This is a genomic window from Mycolicibacterium neworleansense, from assembly GCF_001245615.1.
GTDB classification, from domain to species: Bacteria; Actinomycetota; Actinomycetes; order Mycobacteriales; family Mycobacteriaceae; genus Mycobacterium; species Mycobacterium neworleansense.
In genome coordinates this window covers 2,712,674-2,727,702 of sequence record NZ_CWKH01000001.1, presented here as the reverse complement: position 1 = coordinate 2,727,702, position 15,029 = coordinate 2,712,674, and the positions used below count along the sequence as shown (strand labels likewise).

At 66.9% G+C, this 15,029-nt stretch carries 14 protein-coding genes; 10 read left to right on the top strand and 4 right to left on the bottom strand.

Annotated elements, in window-relative coordinates; all coding sequences use genetic code 11:
* Nucleotides 1-28: 28 nt before the first annotated feature.
* The 4 genes from BN2156_RS13025 (at nt 29) to BN2156_RS13010 (ending at nt 4,466) form a co-directional block, all read left to right on the top strand.
* Nucleotides 29-1,213 (top strand): M20 family metallopeptidase, encoded by a 1,185-nt coding sequence (locus BN2156_RS13025; protein ID WP_090514345.1) that lies wholly within the window; start codon nt 29-31, stop codon nt 1,211-1,213.
* Complete coding sequence (locus BN2156_RS13020; RefSeq protein WP_090514343.1) at nt 1,210-2,376, top strand: M20 family metallopeptidase; 1,167 nt, start codon at nt 1,210-1,212, stop codon at nt 2,374-2,376. The genes BN2156_RS13025 and BN2156_RS13020 overlap by 4 nt, the downstream gene beginning before the upstream one ends.
* A 99-nt stretch (nt 2,377-2,475) precedes the next feature.
* A complete protein-coding gene (locus BN2156_RS13015) occupies nt 2,476-3,411 on the top strand; it encodes a hypothetical protein (protein ID WP_131725164.1) in 936 nt (311 codons plus the stop codon).
* Between the two features lie 167 nt (nt 3,412-3,578).
* On the top strand, nt 3,579-4,466 hold the full coding sequence (locus BN2156_RS13010; RefSeq protein ID WP_090514337.1) for a type IV toxin-antitoxin system AbiEi family antitoxin: 888 nt from the start codon (nt 3,579-3,581) through the stop codon (nt 4,464-4,466).
* Nucleotides 4,467-4,539: 73 nt separating this feature from the next.
* Here the strand turns inward: BN2156_RS13010 and BN2156_RS13005 are convergent, their stop codons facing one another.
* Nucleotides 4,540-5,007 carry a gamma-glutamylcyclotransferase family protein gene (locus BN2156_RS13005; protein ID WP_090514334.1) on the bottom strand — a complete coding sequence of 156 codons (468 nt, stop codon included), beginning with the start codon at nt 5,005-5,007 and terminating at the stop codon, nt 4,540-4,542.
* 41 nt (nt 5,008-5,048) lie between these two features.
* On the opposite strand from BN2156_RS13005, the gene BN2156_RS13000 reads away from it, so the two are divergent.
* From BN2156_RS13000 to BN2156_RS12985, 4 genes are read left to right on the top strand one after another with little or no spacing between them, the layout of a single operon-like run.
* On the top strand, nt 5,049-6,464 hold the full coding sequence (locus tag BN2156_RS13000) for an NAD(P)H-quinone dehydrogenase (protein ID WP_090514331.1): 1,416 nt from the start codon (nt 5,049-5,051) through the stop codon (nt 6,462-6,464).
* Nucleotides 6,465-6,505: 41 nt separating this feature from the next.
* Nucleotides 6,506-8,251 (top strand): glycerol-3-phosphate dehydrogenase/oxidase, encoded by a 1,746-nt coding sequence (locus BN2156_RS12995; RefSeq protein ID WP_090514329.1) that lies wholly within the window; start codon nt 6,506-6,508, stop codon nt 8,249-8,251.
* A 7-nt stretch (nt 8,252-8,258) separates the two neighbouring features.
* On the top strand, nt 8,259-9,113 hold the full coding sequence (locus BN2156_RS12990; RefSeq protein ID WP_162490791.1) for a pseudouridine synthase: 855 nt from the start codon (nt 8,259-8,261) through the stop codon (nt 9,111-9,113).
* Between the two features lie 40 nt (nt 9,114-9,153).
* Nucleotides 9,154-9,924, top strand: a complete 771-nt coding sequence (locus BN2156_RS12985) for an SDR family NAD(P)-dependent oxidoreductase (RefSeq protein ID WP_090514321.1) — start codon at nt 9,154-9,156, stop codon at nt 9,922-9,924.
* 466 nt (nt 9,925-10,390) lie between these two features.
* Here the strand turns inward: BN2156_RS12985 and BN2156_RS12975 are convergent, their stop codons facing one another.
* Both BN2156_RS12975 and BN2156_RS12970 read right to left on the bottom strand, forming a co-directional pair.
* Nucleotides 10,391-11,185, bottom strand: a complete 795-nt coding sequence (locus BN2156_RS12975; protein ID WP_090514315.1) for an enoyl-CoA hydratase/isomerase family protein — start codon at nt 11,183-11,185, stop codon at nt 10,391-10,393.
* A gap of 9 nt (nt 11,186-11,194) precedes the next feature.
* Complete coding sequence (locus BN2156_RS12970; protein WP_090514312.1) at nt 11,195-11,887, bottom strand: TetR family transcriptional regulator; 693 nt, start codon at nt 11,885-11,887, stop codon at nt 11,195-11,197.
* 71 nt (nt 11,888-11,958) lie between these two features.
* Between BN2156_RS12970 and BN2156_RS12965 the strand changes: the two genes are divergently transcribed.
* Complete coding sequence (locus BN2156_RS12965) at nt 11,959-13,038, top strand: ferredoxin reductase (RefSeq protein WP_090514309.1); 1,080 nt, start codon at nt 11,959-11,961, stop codon at nt 13,036-13,038.
* A gap of 27 nt (nt 13,039-13,065) precedes the next feature.
* On the top strand, nt 13,066-14,202 hold the full coding sequence (locus tag BN2156_RS12960) for a fatty acid desaturase family protein (RefSeq protein WP_090514306.1): 1,137 nt from the start codon (nt 13,066-13,068) through the stop codon (nt 14,200-14,202).
* Here BN2156_RS12960 and BN2156_RS12955 read toward each other — a convergent pair.
* A complete protein-coding gene (locus BN2156_RS12955; RefSeq protein ID WP_090514303.1) occupies nt 14,192-14,707 on the bottom strand; it encodes a GNAT family N-acetyltransferase in 516 nt (171 codons plus the stop codon). The genes BN2156_RS12960 and BN2156_RS12955 overlap by 11 nt on opposite strands.
* Between the last annotated feature and the right edge of the window lie 322 nt (nt 14,708-15,029).

Sequence of the window (15,029 nt, the reverse complement as noted above, 5' to 3'; positions counted from 1 at the left end):
CGTGAACACGCAGTGAGATACTGCGAGGATGTCGTCTGCCACCGCCTCGCTGAGCGTCGAGGAAGCCATCAACCGGCGTCGTGGCGACCTCATCGAGCTCTCGCATTCCGTCCACGCCGAGCCGGAGCTGGCCTTCGCCGAGCACCGCAGCTGCGCCAAGACCCAGGCACTGGTGGCCGAGTACGGATTCGAGATCACCGAGGCAGCCGGCGGGCTGGACACCGCCTTCCGCGCCAGTTACGGCAGCGGCCCGCTCACCATCGGGATCTGCGCCGAGTACGACGCCCTGCCCGAGATCGGGCATGCCTGCGGGCACAACATCATCGCGGCCTCGGCGGTCGGTGCCGCGCTGGCGCTGGCCGACGTGGCCGACGACCTGGGCCTGACCGTGGTGCTCGTCGGTACCCCGGCCGAGGAGCTCGGTGGCGGAAAAGTGTTGCTGCTCAACGCCGGAGTGTTCGACGACATCGCCGCCACGGTCATGTTGCACCCTGGGCCGGTGGACATCGCCGCGGCCCGGTCGCTGGCGTTGTCCGAGGTGACGGTCAATTACACCGGCCGCGAGTCGCACGCCGCCGTGGCGCCGTACCTGGGCGTCAACGCCGGCGACGCCGTCACCGTCGCGCAGGTGGCCATCGGCCTGTTGCGTCAGCAGCTCATGCCGGGCCAGATGGTGCACGGCATCGTCACCCACGGCGGGCAGGCCACCAACGTCATCCCGGGCTGGGCCGAGATGCGCTACACCATGCGGGCCACCGACATGTCCGCGCTGCGTGAGCTGGAAGACCGCATGGCGGGGTGTTTCTCGGCCGGGGCGCTCGCGACGGGCTGTGAGCATCGGGTCACCGAGATCGCCCCGGCCTACGCAGAGCTGGTGCCCGACCCATGGCTTTCGGAGACAATCCGGGCCGAGATGCTGCGGCTGGGCCGCAGCCCATTGCCGGAGAACGTGGAGGCAAGTGTGCCGCTGGGCAGTACCGACATGGGCAACATCAGCCAGGTGATGCCCGGCATCCATCCAGTGATCGGTATCGACTCGGGCGGAGCCGCGATCCACCAGCCCGCGTTCACCGCCGCGGCGGTGAACCCGAGCGCCGACAAGGCTGTGGTGGAGGGCGCAATCATGCTGGCCCGCACCGTCGTTCGGTTGGCCGAGACCCCGGCTCAGCGCGACCGGGTGCTGGATGCGCTGCAGCGGAGGGCGGCCGCATGAGCGTGTTGCAGCACGCCGCCGCGCGCTGGCTGTCGGCCAACTACGACGAGATGGTGTCGTGGCGTCGGCACCTGCACGCCCATCCCGAACTGGGCCGCCAAGAGTTCGCGACCACCGAATTCGTCGCGCGTCATCTGGCCGACGCCGGGCTGAATCCCAAAGTGCTGCCCGGTGGTACCGGATTGACGTGTGATTTCGGGCCGGAGGATGGCCCGCGGATCGCGCTGCGCGCCGACATGGATGCCTTGCCGATGGTCGACCGCACCGGCGCGCCCTATGCCTCGACGGTGCCCAACGTCGCGCATGCCTGCGGGCACGACGCGCACACCGCGATACTGCTGGGCACGGCGATGGCCTTGTCGTCGGTGCCGGAACTGCCGGTCGGGGTGCGGTTGCTGTTCCAGGCGGCCGAGGAACTGATGCCGGGCGGCGCTATCGACGCGATCAACGCGGGCGTCCTGAGCGGGGTCAGCCGGATCTTCGCGCTGCACTGCGACCCCCGTCTGGCTGTGGGGCAGGTGGCCACCAAGCCCGGGCCGATCACCTCGGCGGCCGATTCCATCGAGATCACCCTGCACTCACCGGGTGGGCACACCTCCCGGCCGCACCTGACCGGTGACCTGGTCTACGGGCTGGGCACGCTGATCACCGGGTTGCCCGGCATCCTGTCCCGTCGCATCGACCCACGCCACGACACCGTCATGGTGTGGGGCGCGGTCAATTCCGGTGTGGCCGCCAACGCCATTCCACAGATCGGCACGCTGGCGGGGACGATCCGCACCGCCAGCCGCGACACCTGGCTGACGCTGGAATCCATTGTGGAAGACACGGTTACCGCGCTGTTGGCGCCGCTCAACATCTCCCACAGCCTCAACTACCGGCGCGGCGTGCCGCCGGTGGTCAACGAAGAGGTGTCCACCCGCATCCTGACCCACGCCATCGAGGCCATCGGCCCCGACGTGCTGGCCGACACCCATCAGTCCGGCGGCGGCGAGGACTTCTCCTGGTACCTCGAAGAGGTGCCCGGCGCGATGGGCCGGCTCGGCGTGTGGAGCGGCCAGGGCCCACAGCTCGATCTGCATCAACCCACGTTCGACATCGACGAGCGTGCACTCGGCGTCGGCGTGCGCACGATGGTCAACATCATCGCCGCGTGCGCGTAGCTTTTGCACCGCGAGCGTGCGTGTTTGTTGCCCAACACGCCGCGGTTCGCCGACATTTTGGCGTCACTCGTGGCCCGCGAGCGCCCATAGGCTGTCGCCATGACCGCTGCGCCTGACGACCAACTGGCTTCGGCAACTGCCGCAATGCGGGAGGCTGAATCACTCAAACGCCAGCTCAAGACCGCGCAGCTGTATGCCGAGGAGTCGGCGGCCCGCGCCGAAGCCGCCGGGCGTCGGTTGGAATCGGAGGCTCTCGATGTCCACAAGCTGGAATCGTTCTCGCTGACCAAGATCTGGGCGCACGTCACGGGTTCCCATCAGGACGACATGGTTCGCGAAGCCGCCGAGCGCCAGTCCGCCGAGTACGACTACCTCACGCAACGGGCCCGTGCCGACGCCGACCAGCGTCACGTCGAACATCTGACCAACAGGCTCGAGGCGCTCGGTGACGTCGAGCTCGCCTTGGAGCGGGCCTTGGATGCCAAGGAACGCCGGCTGCAGGACAGCGGTGGCTCAAGCGCAGCACGGCTCCTCGATATCGCTGCCATGCGTGGACAATTGACGGCCGAACTCGATGAGCTCGAGGAGGCGAGCGCCGCCGGGCAACGGGCGTTGAAAGAGCTGCGAACTGCCGCCGGCCAGCTCGACAGTGCCCGGTCCTGGTCGGCCTACGACACGTGGTTTGACGGTGGCATGATCGCCAGCATCGTCAAGGAGAACCGGCTCGACAGCGTGTCGGATTCGCTACGCTCGGCCGACACCGATCTCAAGCGGTTCAGCACCGAGCTCGCCGATATCCACATGGATGGTGTCCGGCTCGTCGAACTAAGCTCATTCACAAGGGTTTTCGATGTCTGGTTCGACAATTTCTTCACCGATTTCGCGGTGCGCGACCGCATCATCGAGGCGCAGGAGAAGGTCGATCAGGCGATCACGGGCGTCAAACGGATTCTCGGGAGCCTCGACGAGCGCACCAAGGACCGCACCATCGAGTTGAGCCGCATCATGGCTGAACGCGCTGAGCTCCTCGCGTAACCCCGTGCACTTGCACCGCGAGCGTGCGTGTTTGCCGCCCGCCACGCCGCGCATCATCAGCGCTACGCGCACGCTCGTCGCGATCGGTTGTGCACAGCGCGCGATTCATCCACAGATCCGCACATTGCACCTACCGAAGCCGTTGCGCACCAATAACGATCATCGGCATGGAGCCTCAACTCGTGCGCTTGTTCGAGGAACAGAACGGTGTGGCCACCAGTGGTCAGATCCTGTCCCACATGACGCGCCACGCATTCGAATCGGCAGTGGATTGTGGTGCGCTGGAAAGGGTCTGGTACGGCATCTACTGCCGCGGTGAGCCCACGGAGCACCTCCTGTTGCACGGGTTGGACCTCGCGTGTGGCCGAAAGGTGCCGCTGTGCCTGGCCAGCGCCGCGGCCGTACACGGATTCGACACCGAAGGCTCGGCTGATCTGCACATCTTGAATCCGCCGGGCTGTCAACTGCGCTCGGCTGACGGGTTGGTAGTGCATCGAAGGGACGATGCGCCGCTGACGTCCGTCGACGGTCGATACGTCACCGCGCCGGCGTGGACCGCGATCGAGGTGGCCCGCGCGCTGCGCCGCCCGCGGGCGCTGGCCACCTTGGATGCCGCGTTGCGAAGTGCAACCTGCACTCGTACCGATCTCTGGCGCGCAGCCCTGGAACAGGCCGGGCGTCGAGGCATCGTCGCTGTCCGCAACCTGATCGCCCTGGCCGATGGGCGCGCCGAGTCGCCGATGGAAAGTGAGGCGAGGCTGGTCATGATCGACGGTGGCTTGCCGGTGCCCGAATTGCAGTACGAGGTCATCGACGGCAACGGCCAGGTGAGGCGGCTCGACTTCGCCTGGCCACAGGACAAAGTGGCGGTCGAGTACGACAGCCTGGACTGGCATGGCAATCCCGACGCGTTGCGTGACGACCGCAGGCGTACCGCGGCGTTGATGGACGTCGGGTGGATCGTCATCTCGATCGTGTTCGACGACGTGCGGCACCGCGACGGGGAAATGGTGGCGAGGATCAATCGGCAGTTGAGTCACGCTCGCGCGGCCTGAGGGTGCGCAAAATGCCGGCGAAATGCGGCGTGTTGGGCGGCAAACACGCACGCTCGCGGTGCAGGGGGACCAGTTAGGGCCCGATGTTGCGGGCGGGGCGGGTGCGCAGATCGTGCACGTACTCGTCCGGCGCCCCGGCGATCTCCGCGGCGTCGGCCATCACCCCGAGGTAGCGGGCCGAGGGCAGGCCGCCTTCCCAGGCGTCGACCACATACAGCCACGCCAGCACCGGGTCGGTGGTGGTGTCCGACGACAGCCGGTCTACCCGGCAGCGGATCTTCTTGTGGAACCCGAGCTCGGAGCCTTCCCAGTGGTCCAGGCTCTGTTCGTCGGCCGGCGTCATGTCGTAGAGCACGACGAACACCTTGGACAGCGGGTCCTCGACGACGGTGGCCAGCGCGCCTTCCCAGCCGATGTCCTCACCGCCGAACGTCAGTCGCCACCCATGGAGCCACCCGGTACCCGCCATCGGCGAGTGCGGAGCCCGCTCGAGCATTTGCTCCGGGTGCATATTCGATCCATACGCGGCGTACAGCGGCACGGTAAGACAGCTTAATCGGCGAAGTTGGTTAGGTTGGTCCCGTGGCTACCCGCATCGTGATCATCGGCGGCGGACCCGCCGGCTATGAGGCGGCACTTGTCGCCGCTGCCCGCGGCCCGGAGGTCGCTCACGTCACCGTCGTCGACTGCGACGGCATCGGCGGTGCGTGTGTGTTGTGGGATTGCGTGCCGTCCAAGACGTTCATCGCGTCCACGGGTGTGCGCACCGAGCTGCGGCGTGCTCCCAACCTGGGTTATTCGCTGGATTTCGAGCAGTCCAAGATCTCGCTGCCGCAGATCAACGAGCGGGTGAAGAACCTGGCCACGGCGCAATCCGACGACATCGCCGAGCGCCTGCGCAGCGAGGGCATCGAGTTGATCGCGGGCCGTGGCGAACTGATCGACGACGTTCCGGGCATGGCCCAGCACCGGGTCAAGGTCACCGGCCCGGACGGCGCGGTCAGCCAGCTGACCGCCGATGTGGTGCTGATCGCCACCGGTGCCAGCCCGCGGGTGCTGCCGAACGCGGCTCCCGACGGGGACCGCATCCTCAACTGGCGCCAGCTCTACGACCTCGACACGCTGCCCGATCACCTCGTGGTGGTGGGTTCGGGTGTCACCGGCGCCGAGTTCGTCAACGCCTACACCGAGCTCGGGGTGACGGTGACGGTGGTGGCCAGCCGCGACCAGATCCTGCCGCACGAGGACTCCGACGCCGCCGCGGTGCTGGAGGAGGTGTTCTCCGAGCGCGGTGTGACGTTGATCAAGAACGCCCGCGCCGAGTCGGTCACCCGCACCGATACCGGGGTCCGCGTCACCATGGCCGACGGCCGCACCGTCGACGGCAGCCATGCCCTGATGACAGTCGGCTCGGTGCCCAACACGAGCGGTCTCGGCCTGGAGCGCGTCGGCATCGAACTCGGGCAGGGCAACTACCTCAAAGTCGACCGGGTGTCGCGCACCTCGGTGCCGGGCATCTACGCGGCGGGGGACTGCACCGGTTTGTTGCCCCTGGCCTCGGTGGCGGCCATGCAGGGACGCATCGCGATGTATCACGCTCTCGGCGAGGCGGTGGCCCCGATTCGGCTGCGAACCGTCGCCGCCGCGGTGTTCACCCGCCCCGAGATCGCCGCGGTCGGCGTTCCGCAGGCCGCGATCGACGACGGATCGGTGCCGGCCCGGACGCTGACGCTCCCGCTGAACACCAACGCCCGGGCCAAGATGTCGAGCCTGCGCCGCGGCTTCGTCAAGATCTTCTGCCGTCCGGCCACCGGTGTGGTGATCGGCGGCGTGGTGGTGGCGCCGATCGCCTCCGAGCTGATCCTGCCGATCGCCCTGGCCGTGCAGAACGGCATCCCGGTGGACGAGCTGGCCCAGACCTTCTCGGTGTACCCGTCGCTGTCCGGTTCGATCACCGAGGCGGCCCGGCAATTGATGAAACACGACGACCTGGACTAGAGAATCCGGCAGATCCCACGTCGTCCACGTAGCCTGGGATCGTGACTGACCCGATCTCAGCACCGGGCGACGGGCAAACCTTCCTCGGACCGCAGCAAAGGGCGCAAGCCTGGCAACGACTCGGCAGCGAACAATTCGACGTGGTGGTGATCGGCGGCGGTGTCGTGGGCGCCGGCGCGGCGTTGGACGCGGCCACCCGGGGATTGAAAGTCGCGCTCGTCGAGGCCCGTGACTTCGCGTCAGGCACGTCGAGTCGTAGCTCCAAGATGTTCCACGGGGGCCTGCGTTACCTCGAGCAGTTGGAGTTCGGGTTGGTTCGTGAGGCCCTGTACGAGCGTGAGCTGAGCTTGACCACGCTGGCACCGCATCTCGTCAAACCGCTGCCGTTCCTGTTCCCGCTGACCAACCGCTGGTGGGAGCGGCCTTATATCGCGGCCGGCATCTTCCTTTACGACCAGCTCGGTGGCGCGAAATCCGTTCCCGCACAAAAACATCTGACCAGGGCCGGTGCGTTGCGGTTGGCTCCTGGGCTCAAGCGCAGCTCGCTGATCGGCGGGATCCGTTACTACGACACCGTCGTCGACGACGCCCGTCACACCATGACCGTGGCGCGCACCGCGGCCCACTACGGCGCGGTGGTGCGCTCGTCGAGCCAGGTGGTGGCGTTGTTGCGCGAAGGCGACCGCGTGGTGGGTGTGACGCTGCGCGATTCCGAGGACGGCGCCCTCACCGAAGTGCGGGGTCATGTCGTGGTCAACGCCACCGGGGTGTGGACCGACGAGATCCAGGCATTGTCCAAGGAGCGCGGCCGGTTCCGGGTGCGCGCCTCCAAGGGCGTTCACATCGTGGTGCCGCGGGACCGGATCGTCAGCGAGGTGGCGATCATCCTGCGTACCGAGAAGTCCGTGCTGTTCGTGATCCCGTGGGGCACGCACTGGATCATCGGCACCACCGACACGGACTGGAATCTGGACCTGGCGCATCCCGCCGCGACCAAGGCCGACATCGATTACATCCTGGGCCACGTCAATACAGTGCTAGCCACTCCGCTGACCCACGACGACATCGACGGTGTGTACGCCGGGTTGCGCCCGCTGCTGGCCGGTGAGAGTGAGGAGACCTCCAAGCTCTCGCGTGAGCACGCCGTCGCGGTGCCCTCGCCGGGGCTCGTGGCGATCGCGGGCGGGAAGTACACCACCTACCGGGTGATGGCGGCCGACGCGATCGACGCTGCGGCCGAGTTCATCCCGGCGCGGGTGGCGCCGTCGATCACCGAGAAGGTCCCGCTGATGGGGGCCGACGGGTACTTCGCCCTGATCAACCAGACCGAGTTCGTCGGCAAGCACTACGGGCTGCATCCGTACCGCGTCCGCCACCTGCTGGATCGCTACGGCTCGCTGATCGGCGAGGTCCTCAAGATGGCCGAGGGCGATCCCGAACTGCTGGCCCCGATCACCGATGCGCCGGTGTATCTCAAGGTCGAGGCCTACTACGCCGCCGCCGCCGAAGGTGCGCTGCACCTCGAGGACATCCTGGCCCGCCGAATGCGGATCGCGATCGAATATCCGCACCGTGGTGTGGATTGTGCCCGCGAGGTCGCCGAAGTGGTTGCGCCCGTGCTGGGGTGGACCGCCGAGGATGTCGACCGCGAGGTCGCCACGTACATCGCCCGGGTGGAGGCCGAGGTGCTGTCGCAGACCCAGCCCGACGACGAGTCGGCCGACGCGCTGCGTCAGGCCGCGCCCGAGGCCCGCGCCGAGATTCTCGAACCCGTGCCGCTGAATTGACGCGGCATTGAGCAAGCGCCCGCCGCTTCCGGTGCGTGACGGTCTCGGCCCGGCGCGGCTGCGGTTGTTGGGCGGCAACGTCTACGACGAGTTGCAGGAGCGGTTCGGTATCGGCGCGAAAGTGCTTGCCGGAGAGGTCGTTCTGCCGGACGGTACGACGGTGGATGCGACGACGACGCTGCCGGCGGGGGCCCACGTGTACTTCTACCGCGACCTGGCCGACGAGGTCGAGGTCCCGTTCGACATCCCGGTGCTGTACCGCGACGACGACATCCTCGTGGTCGACAAGCCGCATTTCCTGGCCACCATGCCCCGCGGTGGCCACGTCGCGCAGACCGCCCTGGTGCGGTTGCGCCGTGAACTGGATCTCCCGGAGTTGAGCCCCGCGCACCGGCTGGACCGCCTGACCGCCGGGGTGCTGCTGTTCACCGCACGTCGTGAGGTCCGTGGCCGCTATCAGCGGCTCTTCGCCGAGGGTGGCACGCGCAAGACATATCTGGCGCGCGCCGAGGGCACGGCCACGGTGGCGTTGCCCACTACGTTGCGCAGCCGGATCATCAAGCACCGCGGGCAATTACAGGCCTTCGAAGAGCCCGGCGAACCGAACACCGAGACCCTCGTCGAGGACCTGGGGAGTGGGCTCTACCGGCTCTCTCCCCGAACCGGGCGGACGCATCAGTTGCGGGTTCACATGGCGTCGATCGGATTGCCCATCATCGGGGACTCCTTGTACCCCAACGTGATCGAGGTTGCGCCCGACGATTTCGGTCACCCGCTGCAACTGTTGGCCCAGCGCCTGGAGTTCACCGACCCGATCACCGGCGAGGACCGGGTATTCGTCAGTTCCCGCGTACTGGGGTGAGCGTTGCATGACCGGATCGCGGTGATGTTCTACTGACGGGGTGAACCGTGAGACTTTTGACCAGCTGTTCGACATGACCGACCGGACGGTGATCGTCACCGGCGGCACCCGTGGCATCGGACTGGCTCTCGCCGAGGGCTTTACCCTGGCCGGCGCGCGAGTGGTGGTCGCCAGTCGCAAGGCCGACGCCTGCGAGCGGGCCGCCGCGCACCTGCGTGAGCTCGGCGGACAAGCGATCGGGGTTCCCACACACAGCGGGAACATCGACGACCTGGGTGCGTTGGTGGAGCGCACCGTCGCCGAATTCGGCGGGATCGACGTGGTGGTCAACAACGCTGCCAACGCGTTGGCGCAGCCGCTGGGCCAGATGACGCCGGAGGCCTGGGCGAAGTCGTACGAGGTGAACCTGCGCGGGCCGGTGTTCCTGGTGCAGCACGCACTGCCGCATCTGAAGGCCAGCGCGAAGGCGGCGGTCTTGAACATGGTGTCGGTCGGGGCATTCAATTTCGCCCCGGCGCTGTCGATCTATGCCTCGGGCAAGGCCGCGCTGATGTCGGTGACCCGCTCCATGGCGGCCGAGTTCGCCCCGTTGGGCATCCGGGTGAACGCCCTGGCGCCGGGACCCGTCGACACCGACATGATGCGCAACAACCCGCAGGAGGCCATCGATCTCATGAAGGGCGGCACCTTGATGAAACGGTTGGCGACCCCGGACGAGATGGTCGGTGCAGCGTTGCTGATGTGCTCGGACGCGGGTAGCTACATGACCGGGCAGGTGATCATCGTCGACGGTGGTGGAACACCTCGGTGACCGCTCCGGTGTACGACGACTTCACCGTTCCGGTCGTGCTCCAGGGTGTGGACAGTACCCGCGTGTGGCGCAGTCGGGCACGCCAGACGTTGACGATGTCGCCGGCCGGGATCACGTTCGAACGTCGCGGCAAGACAGTGCAGTTCGGGTGGCGGGACATCACCGGCATCACCATGCGCAACATGAGCGGGTCGATCCGAATCACCTTCAACGCGTGGGCGATCTGCGCGCCGGGTGCGGAGCCGATCTACCCCCATGAGTTCGAGAAGCGGTGGCCCACCGGGCAGATCGGACGCTGGCTGGCGCACTATCGGCCCGATCTGGTGCTGCCGGCCGACGGAGCGATGTTGCCGTTCGGCATGCCACGTGACGCTGCTTTTCACGTCGCCTCGGCGGCTTCGGATCGCAGGGTGCGTCTTCGTCACCGTCATGCTGGCTTGGCTGCTCGTGATCGGATTCCTGTGGCTCACGCAGGATGGCGGGACGCCGCGCTGGCCCGGGTGAGGCTGCCGCTGCCGACGGACAGGATCTGGCTGCGGTTCTCCACGTGCAGAGCCGTTTCCAGACAACCGGCGTCGAGGTTGGCCCACAGCACCTGCTTGGTCGATTCGAGGCCGAACTTGCCGTAGCCACACAGGGTTTCGGCAATCTCCAGGGCCGCCTCGAGCAGCTTCGCGGTGTCGTCGACGACCCGGGTGACCAGGCCGAGCCGCATTGCCTCGGGCGCGTCGACCGCCCGCGCGGTCAGGATCAGGTCGAATGCCGGGCCGGCGCCGATGATCCTGGGCAGCGTGTAGCTGACGCCGATGTCGCAGCCGCCGATGCCGAGCTTGATGAACTGTGTGCAGAACTTCGCCGCCGGGCCGGCGATGCGGATGTCGCTGGCCGCGGCCAGGGCGAAGCCGCCGCCGTAGGCCGCGCCGTTGACCGCGGCGATGACGGGCTGACGCAACCGGTGCAGTTTGACCGTCAGATTCGCGATGCGTTCCTGCCAGCGCATGCCCGAACGGGGAAACTCGGTGCCACCGCCGGCCTCGGGCGGATTGGGATCGCTCAGGTCCAGGCCCGAGCAGAAGCCGCGTCCGGCGCCGGTGAGCACGACGACGCGGCACTCGTTGTTCGCCGCGATCGCGTCGAGGGTGGCATGCAGGGCCTCGACCAGTTCGTAGGACAACGCGTTGAGTTTGTCGGGCCGATTGAGCGTGATGACGGCGATCTCGGGCCGCGGATAGGCAAGGTCGAGTGGCTGCGCAGGGGACATGTCCGGACCCTAGCCGGTGCTGTGCCACCCGTTGACGCCGACGGCGATCATCCGTAGTTGTTTGACCGCGGTGCGGTGAATGGCCTCGACGGATTGAGCATCCCCTGCGTCTTCGAGACTCTCGGCTATCGAGATCATCGCGTTGACGAACAAGTTGGCCAGGATGTTGAGGTCCTCGCTGCTCCAGTCCTTGAGGGCGGGGAAGCGGGCCAGGTCGATCGCGAGTTCGGAGGTGATCAGCCGGATCTCGGTGCGGATCGCGTAGCGCAGCACCGATACCCCGCTGGAGCGTTCGCGGGCGATGAACCGCCAGTGTTCGCGCCGGTCGTTGACACTACCGATCAGGATCTCGGCCGAGGATTCGATGACGTGGTGGGGGTCGAGCTTGCCGGCGCGGGCGCCGCGCAGCATGTCGCGCAGGGAGCGGAACGACTCATCGATGAGTACCAGACCGAGCGCATCCATCGAGTCGAAGTGCCGGTAGAACGCGGCGGGCACGATGCCTGCCTCCCGGGTGACCTCCCGCAGGGACAACGCACTGAAGCTGCGGTCTTCCAGCAGGGTCAGCGCGGCGGTGATGATCGCGCGCCGGGTGGCCTCTTTGCGTTCTTCCCTGGACAGCGTCTCTCGCGACCGCGACGCAGAATCTGGCCGACGCGTTCGTGACGTGGATGTTCGTGAATTGGGCGTACGTCTGTTCACTGATGTGAACCCTACCACTCGCTGGGTTTTTATCGTTGACAGAGTCGCCTGTGCACGCGCACTGTGTACACATGTTCACTCAATCAATCGCAAAGCGGGTGCTAGCTGCACCGCGCGTGAGTGCGCTCGCAAACCTGCTGACCGGCCCGCACGGAGTTGATCGCTACACCGAGCTGGTCGAGCCGACCTGGACGCTGGGCGACGCCCGCGCCAAGGTGATCGCAGTGCGGCGGCAGACGCCGCGCAGCGTCACGCTGACCCTCGAACCCAACACGGCTTTCGCCGGTTTTCGGGCAGGGCAGCACATCAACCTCTCCGTCGAGATCAACGGCCGGCGCCGTACCCGGTGCTACTCGCCAGCCAGCGCTGAAGGCGCACGCCACCTCGAATTGACCATCGGACGCCACGACGGCGGGCTGGTCTCGAACTACCTGTGCGACCACGCCTACCCGGGCATGGTGCTGGGGTTGGACTCGGTGGGCGGAGACTTCGTCCTGCCCGAGGCGCTGCCGCAGCGCATCCTGTTCGTCTCCGGCGGCAGCGGCATCACCCCGGTGCTGTCCATGCTGCGCACATTGCGTGCACAGGCGTTCACCGGGGAAATCGCGTTCGTCCACTACGCACGTGGTGCTGACGAGGTGTGTTACCGGTCCGAGCTGGCGGCCATGCGTTCGACCGGGGTGCGGGTCCTGCACGGGTACACCCGCGGCGGGGCCGCCGGGGATCTGGCCGGGTACTTCGGTCCCGCGCACCTGGCGGAGGCGTTCGGAGGCGCTGAGCCCGATGCGGTGTTCGTCTGTGGCCCGCCGGCGTTGGTCGACGCGGTGCGTGAGGTTTGTCCCGACGCGCATTCGGAGAGCTTCGTTCCACCGGTGTTCGCAGTGCCGGCTGGATCGACCGGGGGCACCGTCCGGTTCGCCAACAGCGACGTGGAGGTGACCGACGACGGTCAACCGCTGTTGGTGCAGGCCGAGGCTGCCGGCCTCACCCCGGAGAGCGGTTGCCGCATGGGCATCTGCCACACCTGCACCCGTTTCAAGACCCGCGGCGCGGTCCGCAACCTGATCACCGGCGCGATCTCCACCGCCGACTGCGAAGACATCGAAATTTGCGTCACCGCACCCGTCGGCGACGTCGTCATCGACCTTTGAGACCTGTTGACCCTGAAAGGCGCAGACATGACTCACTACACCTTGACCCCCGAGCAGTTCGAAACCTTCGGCGCCGAACTCGACGCCATCCGTGAGAAGGCGATCGCCGACCTCGGCGAACGCGACGCCACCTACATCCGCGACATCATCAAGATGCAGCGCAAGCTCGAAATCGGTGGCCGCGCACTGCTGTTCCTGCCGCCCGCCTGGCCCGTCGGCACCGTGATGCTCGGACTGTCGAAGATCCTGGACAACATGGAGATCGGTCACAACGTCATGCACGGCCAGTACGACTGGATGGGCGATCCGGCGTTGCGGGGCCAGAACTTCGAATGGGATTCGGCCTGCCCGTCCAATCAGTGGCGGCACTCGCACAACTACATGCACCACACCTACACCAACATCGTCGACATGGACCGCGACATCGGTTACGGCATCCTGCGGATGAGCGAGGACCAGAAGTGGAGCCCGTACTACCTGGGCAATCCGCTGTACGCATTCCTGTTGATGGTGTTCTTCCAGTACGGTGTCGCGCTGCACGAGCTCGAGACCGAGCGCATCCGCACCGGCGAGATCAAGCTGCGCGACAAGAAGGACATGCTGCGCGAGATGTGGGCCAAGGTGCGCAAGCAGACCGTCAAGGACTACGTGGCCTTCCCGCTGCTGGCCGGACCGTTCGCGCCATTCGTGTTCGCGGGCAACATGACTGCCAATCTGATGCGCAACGTGTGGTCCTACACCATCATCTTCTGCGGGCATTTCCCCGAGGGCACCCACGAGTTCACCATCGAGGAAACCCAGGACGAGACGCGCGGACAGTGGTACTACCGCCAGCTGCTGGGTTCGGCGAACCTGTCCGGCGGCAAGTGGTTCCACATCTTCAGCGGCAACCTGTCGTTCCAGATCGAACACCACCTGTTCCCGGACATCCCGGCGCACCGCTATGCCGAGATCTCCGGTGAGGTCAAGGAGATCTGCCAGCGCTACGGCCTGCCGTACAACACCGGCCCGATCCACACGCAGTTCGCCTCGGTGGTGCGTAAGATCGTGCGGCTCGCGTTCCCGTGGGGGAGCAAGCCCAAGGATCCCGGGCCTGCCGCCAAAGCGCCTGCGCCGGAACCGGCCTCGCAGCCGATCTGCGAGCCGGAACTCGTCAACTGCTGACGGGCAGGCTGCACTGCAGCAGCACCGTGTCCAGCCATCGTCCGTGCTTGTAGCCCACCGCCCGCAGGCGGCCCGCCTCGGCGAAGCCGTGCTTGCGATGTAGGGCAAGGGATGCCGCCGCCTCGTCGGTGTCGACCACCACGGCGATGACCTCACGGATGCCTGCTGCAGCGCAGCCGTCCAGAAGTCCTTCCAGCAGTAGTGTTCCGGTGCCGCGGCCAGCGCACTGCGGGGTCAGGTAGATGGAGTTCTCCACGGTATGGCGGTAGGCCGGCCGTAACTTCCATGGCGCGCAGTACGCGTAGCCGACGATCTCGCCATCGAGTACCGCGGTGAGGAACGGTAATTCACGTTCCCGAGCCGTCGCCAGCCGACGCTCCCACTCCTGGCGATGCGGCGGGATCAACTCGAAGGTGGCCACCCCGGTCTCGACATGATGGGCGTAGATGGCACTGATCGCGTCCAGGTCGTCCGGTGACGTGGGGCGGACGACGACGTCGGTCATGATGTCACCCTAAGCTGGCGCTCAGTCGAGCGGACGGGTTCCGATGGCCTACGTCAAGGCGGCTGAGCGTCATGAGCAGATCGTGACGGCCGAGGGCCTCTGTGCGTGCTCGTCGGCGGACCCGCGGCCCGCGAACTCGACGCCCTCAGCGGTGCCGACCGGCAGAGAGCTGTGCTGGAACCGTTGATCGGGCAGATCGGTCCGGCGGTAGTGGGAGGAGACCGTCGAGACATCCGGGCTACATCGAAGGCGCCATCGAATCCGGCTTCCGCGGGGCGCAGGTGGTCGAGCAGGCGTTGCCGCCCACTCGCGCCCGCAACTA

Bases quoted from the DNA above. Each gene is read 5' to 3' on its own strand.
- BN2156_RS13025 (WP_090514345.1), top strand. From the start codon at position 29: ATGTCGTCTGCCACCGCCTCGCTGAGCGTCGAGGAAGCCATCAACCGG.
- BN2156_RS12955 (WP_090514303.1), bottom strand. From the start codon at position 14,707: ATGACCGACGTCGTCGTCCGCCCCACGTCACCGGACGACCTGGACGCG.
- BN2156_RS12965 (WP_090514309.1), top strand. From the start codon at position 11,959: ATGTTCACTCAATCAATCGCAAAGCGGGTGCTAGCTGCACCGCGCGTG.
- BN2156_RS13015 (WP_131725164.1), top strand. From the start codon at position 2,476: ATGACCGCTGCGCCTGACGACCAACTGGCTTCGGCAACTGCCGCAATG.
- BN2156_RS12975 (WP_090514315.1), bottom strand. From the start codon at position 11,185: ATGTCCCCTGCGCAGCCACTCGACCTTGCCTATCCGCGGCCCGAGATC.
- BN2156_RS12960 (WP_090514306.1), top strand. From the start codon at position 13,066: ATGACTCACTACACCTTGACCCCCGAGCAGTTCGAAACCTTCGGCGCC.
- BN2156_RS13020 (WP_090514343.1), top strand. From the start codon at position 1,210: ATGAGCGTGTTGCAGCACGCCGCCGCGCGCTGGCTGTCGGCCAACTAC.
- BN2156_RS13010 (WP_090514337.1), top strand. From the start codon at position 3,579: ATGGAGCCTCAACTCGTGCGCTTGTTCGAGGAACAGAACGGTGTGGCC.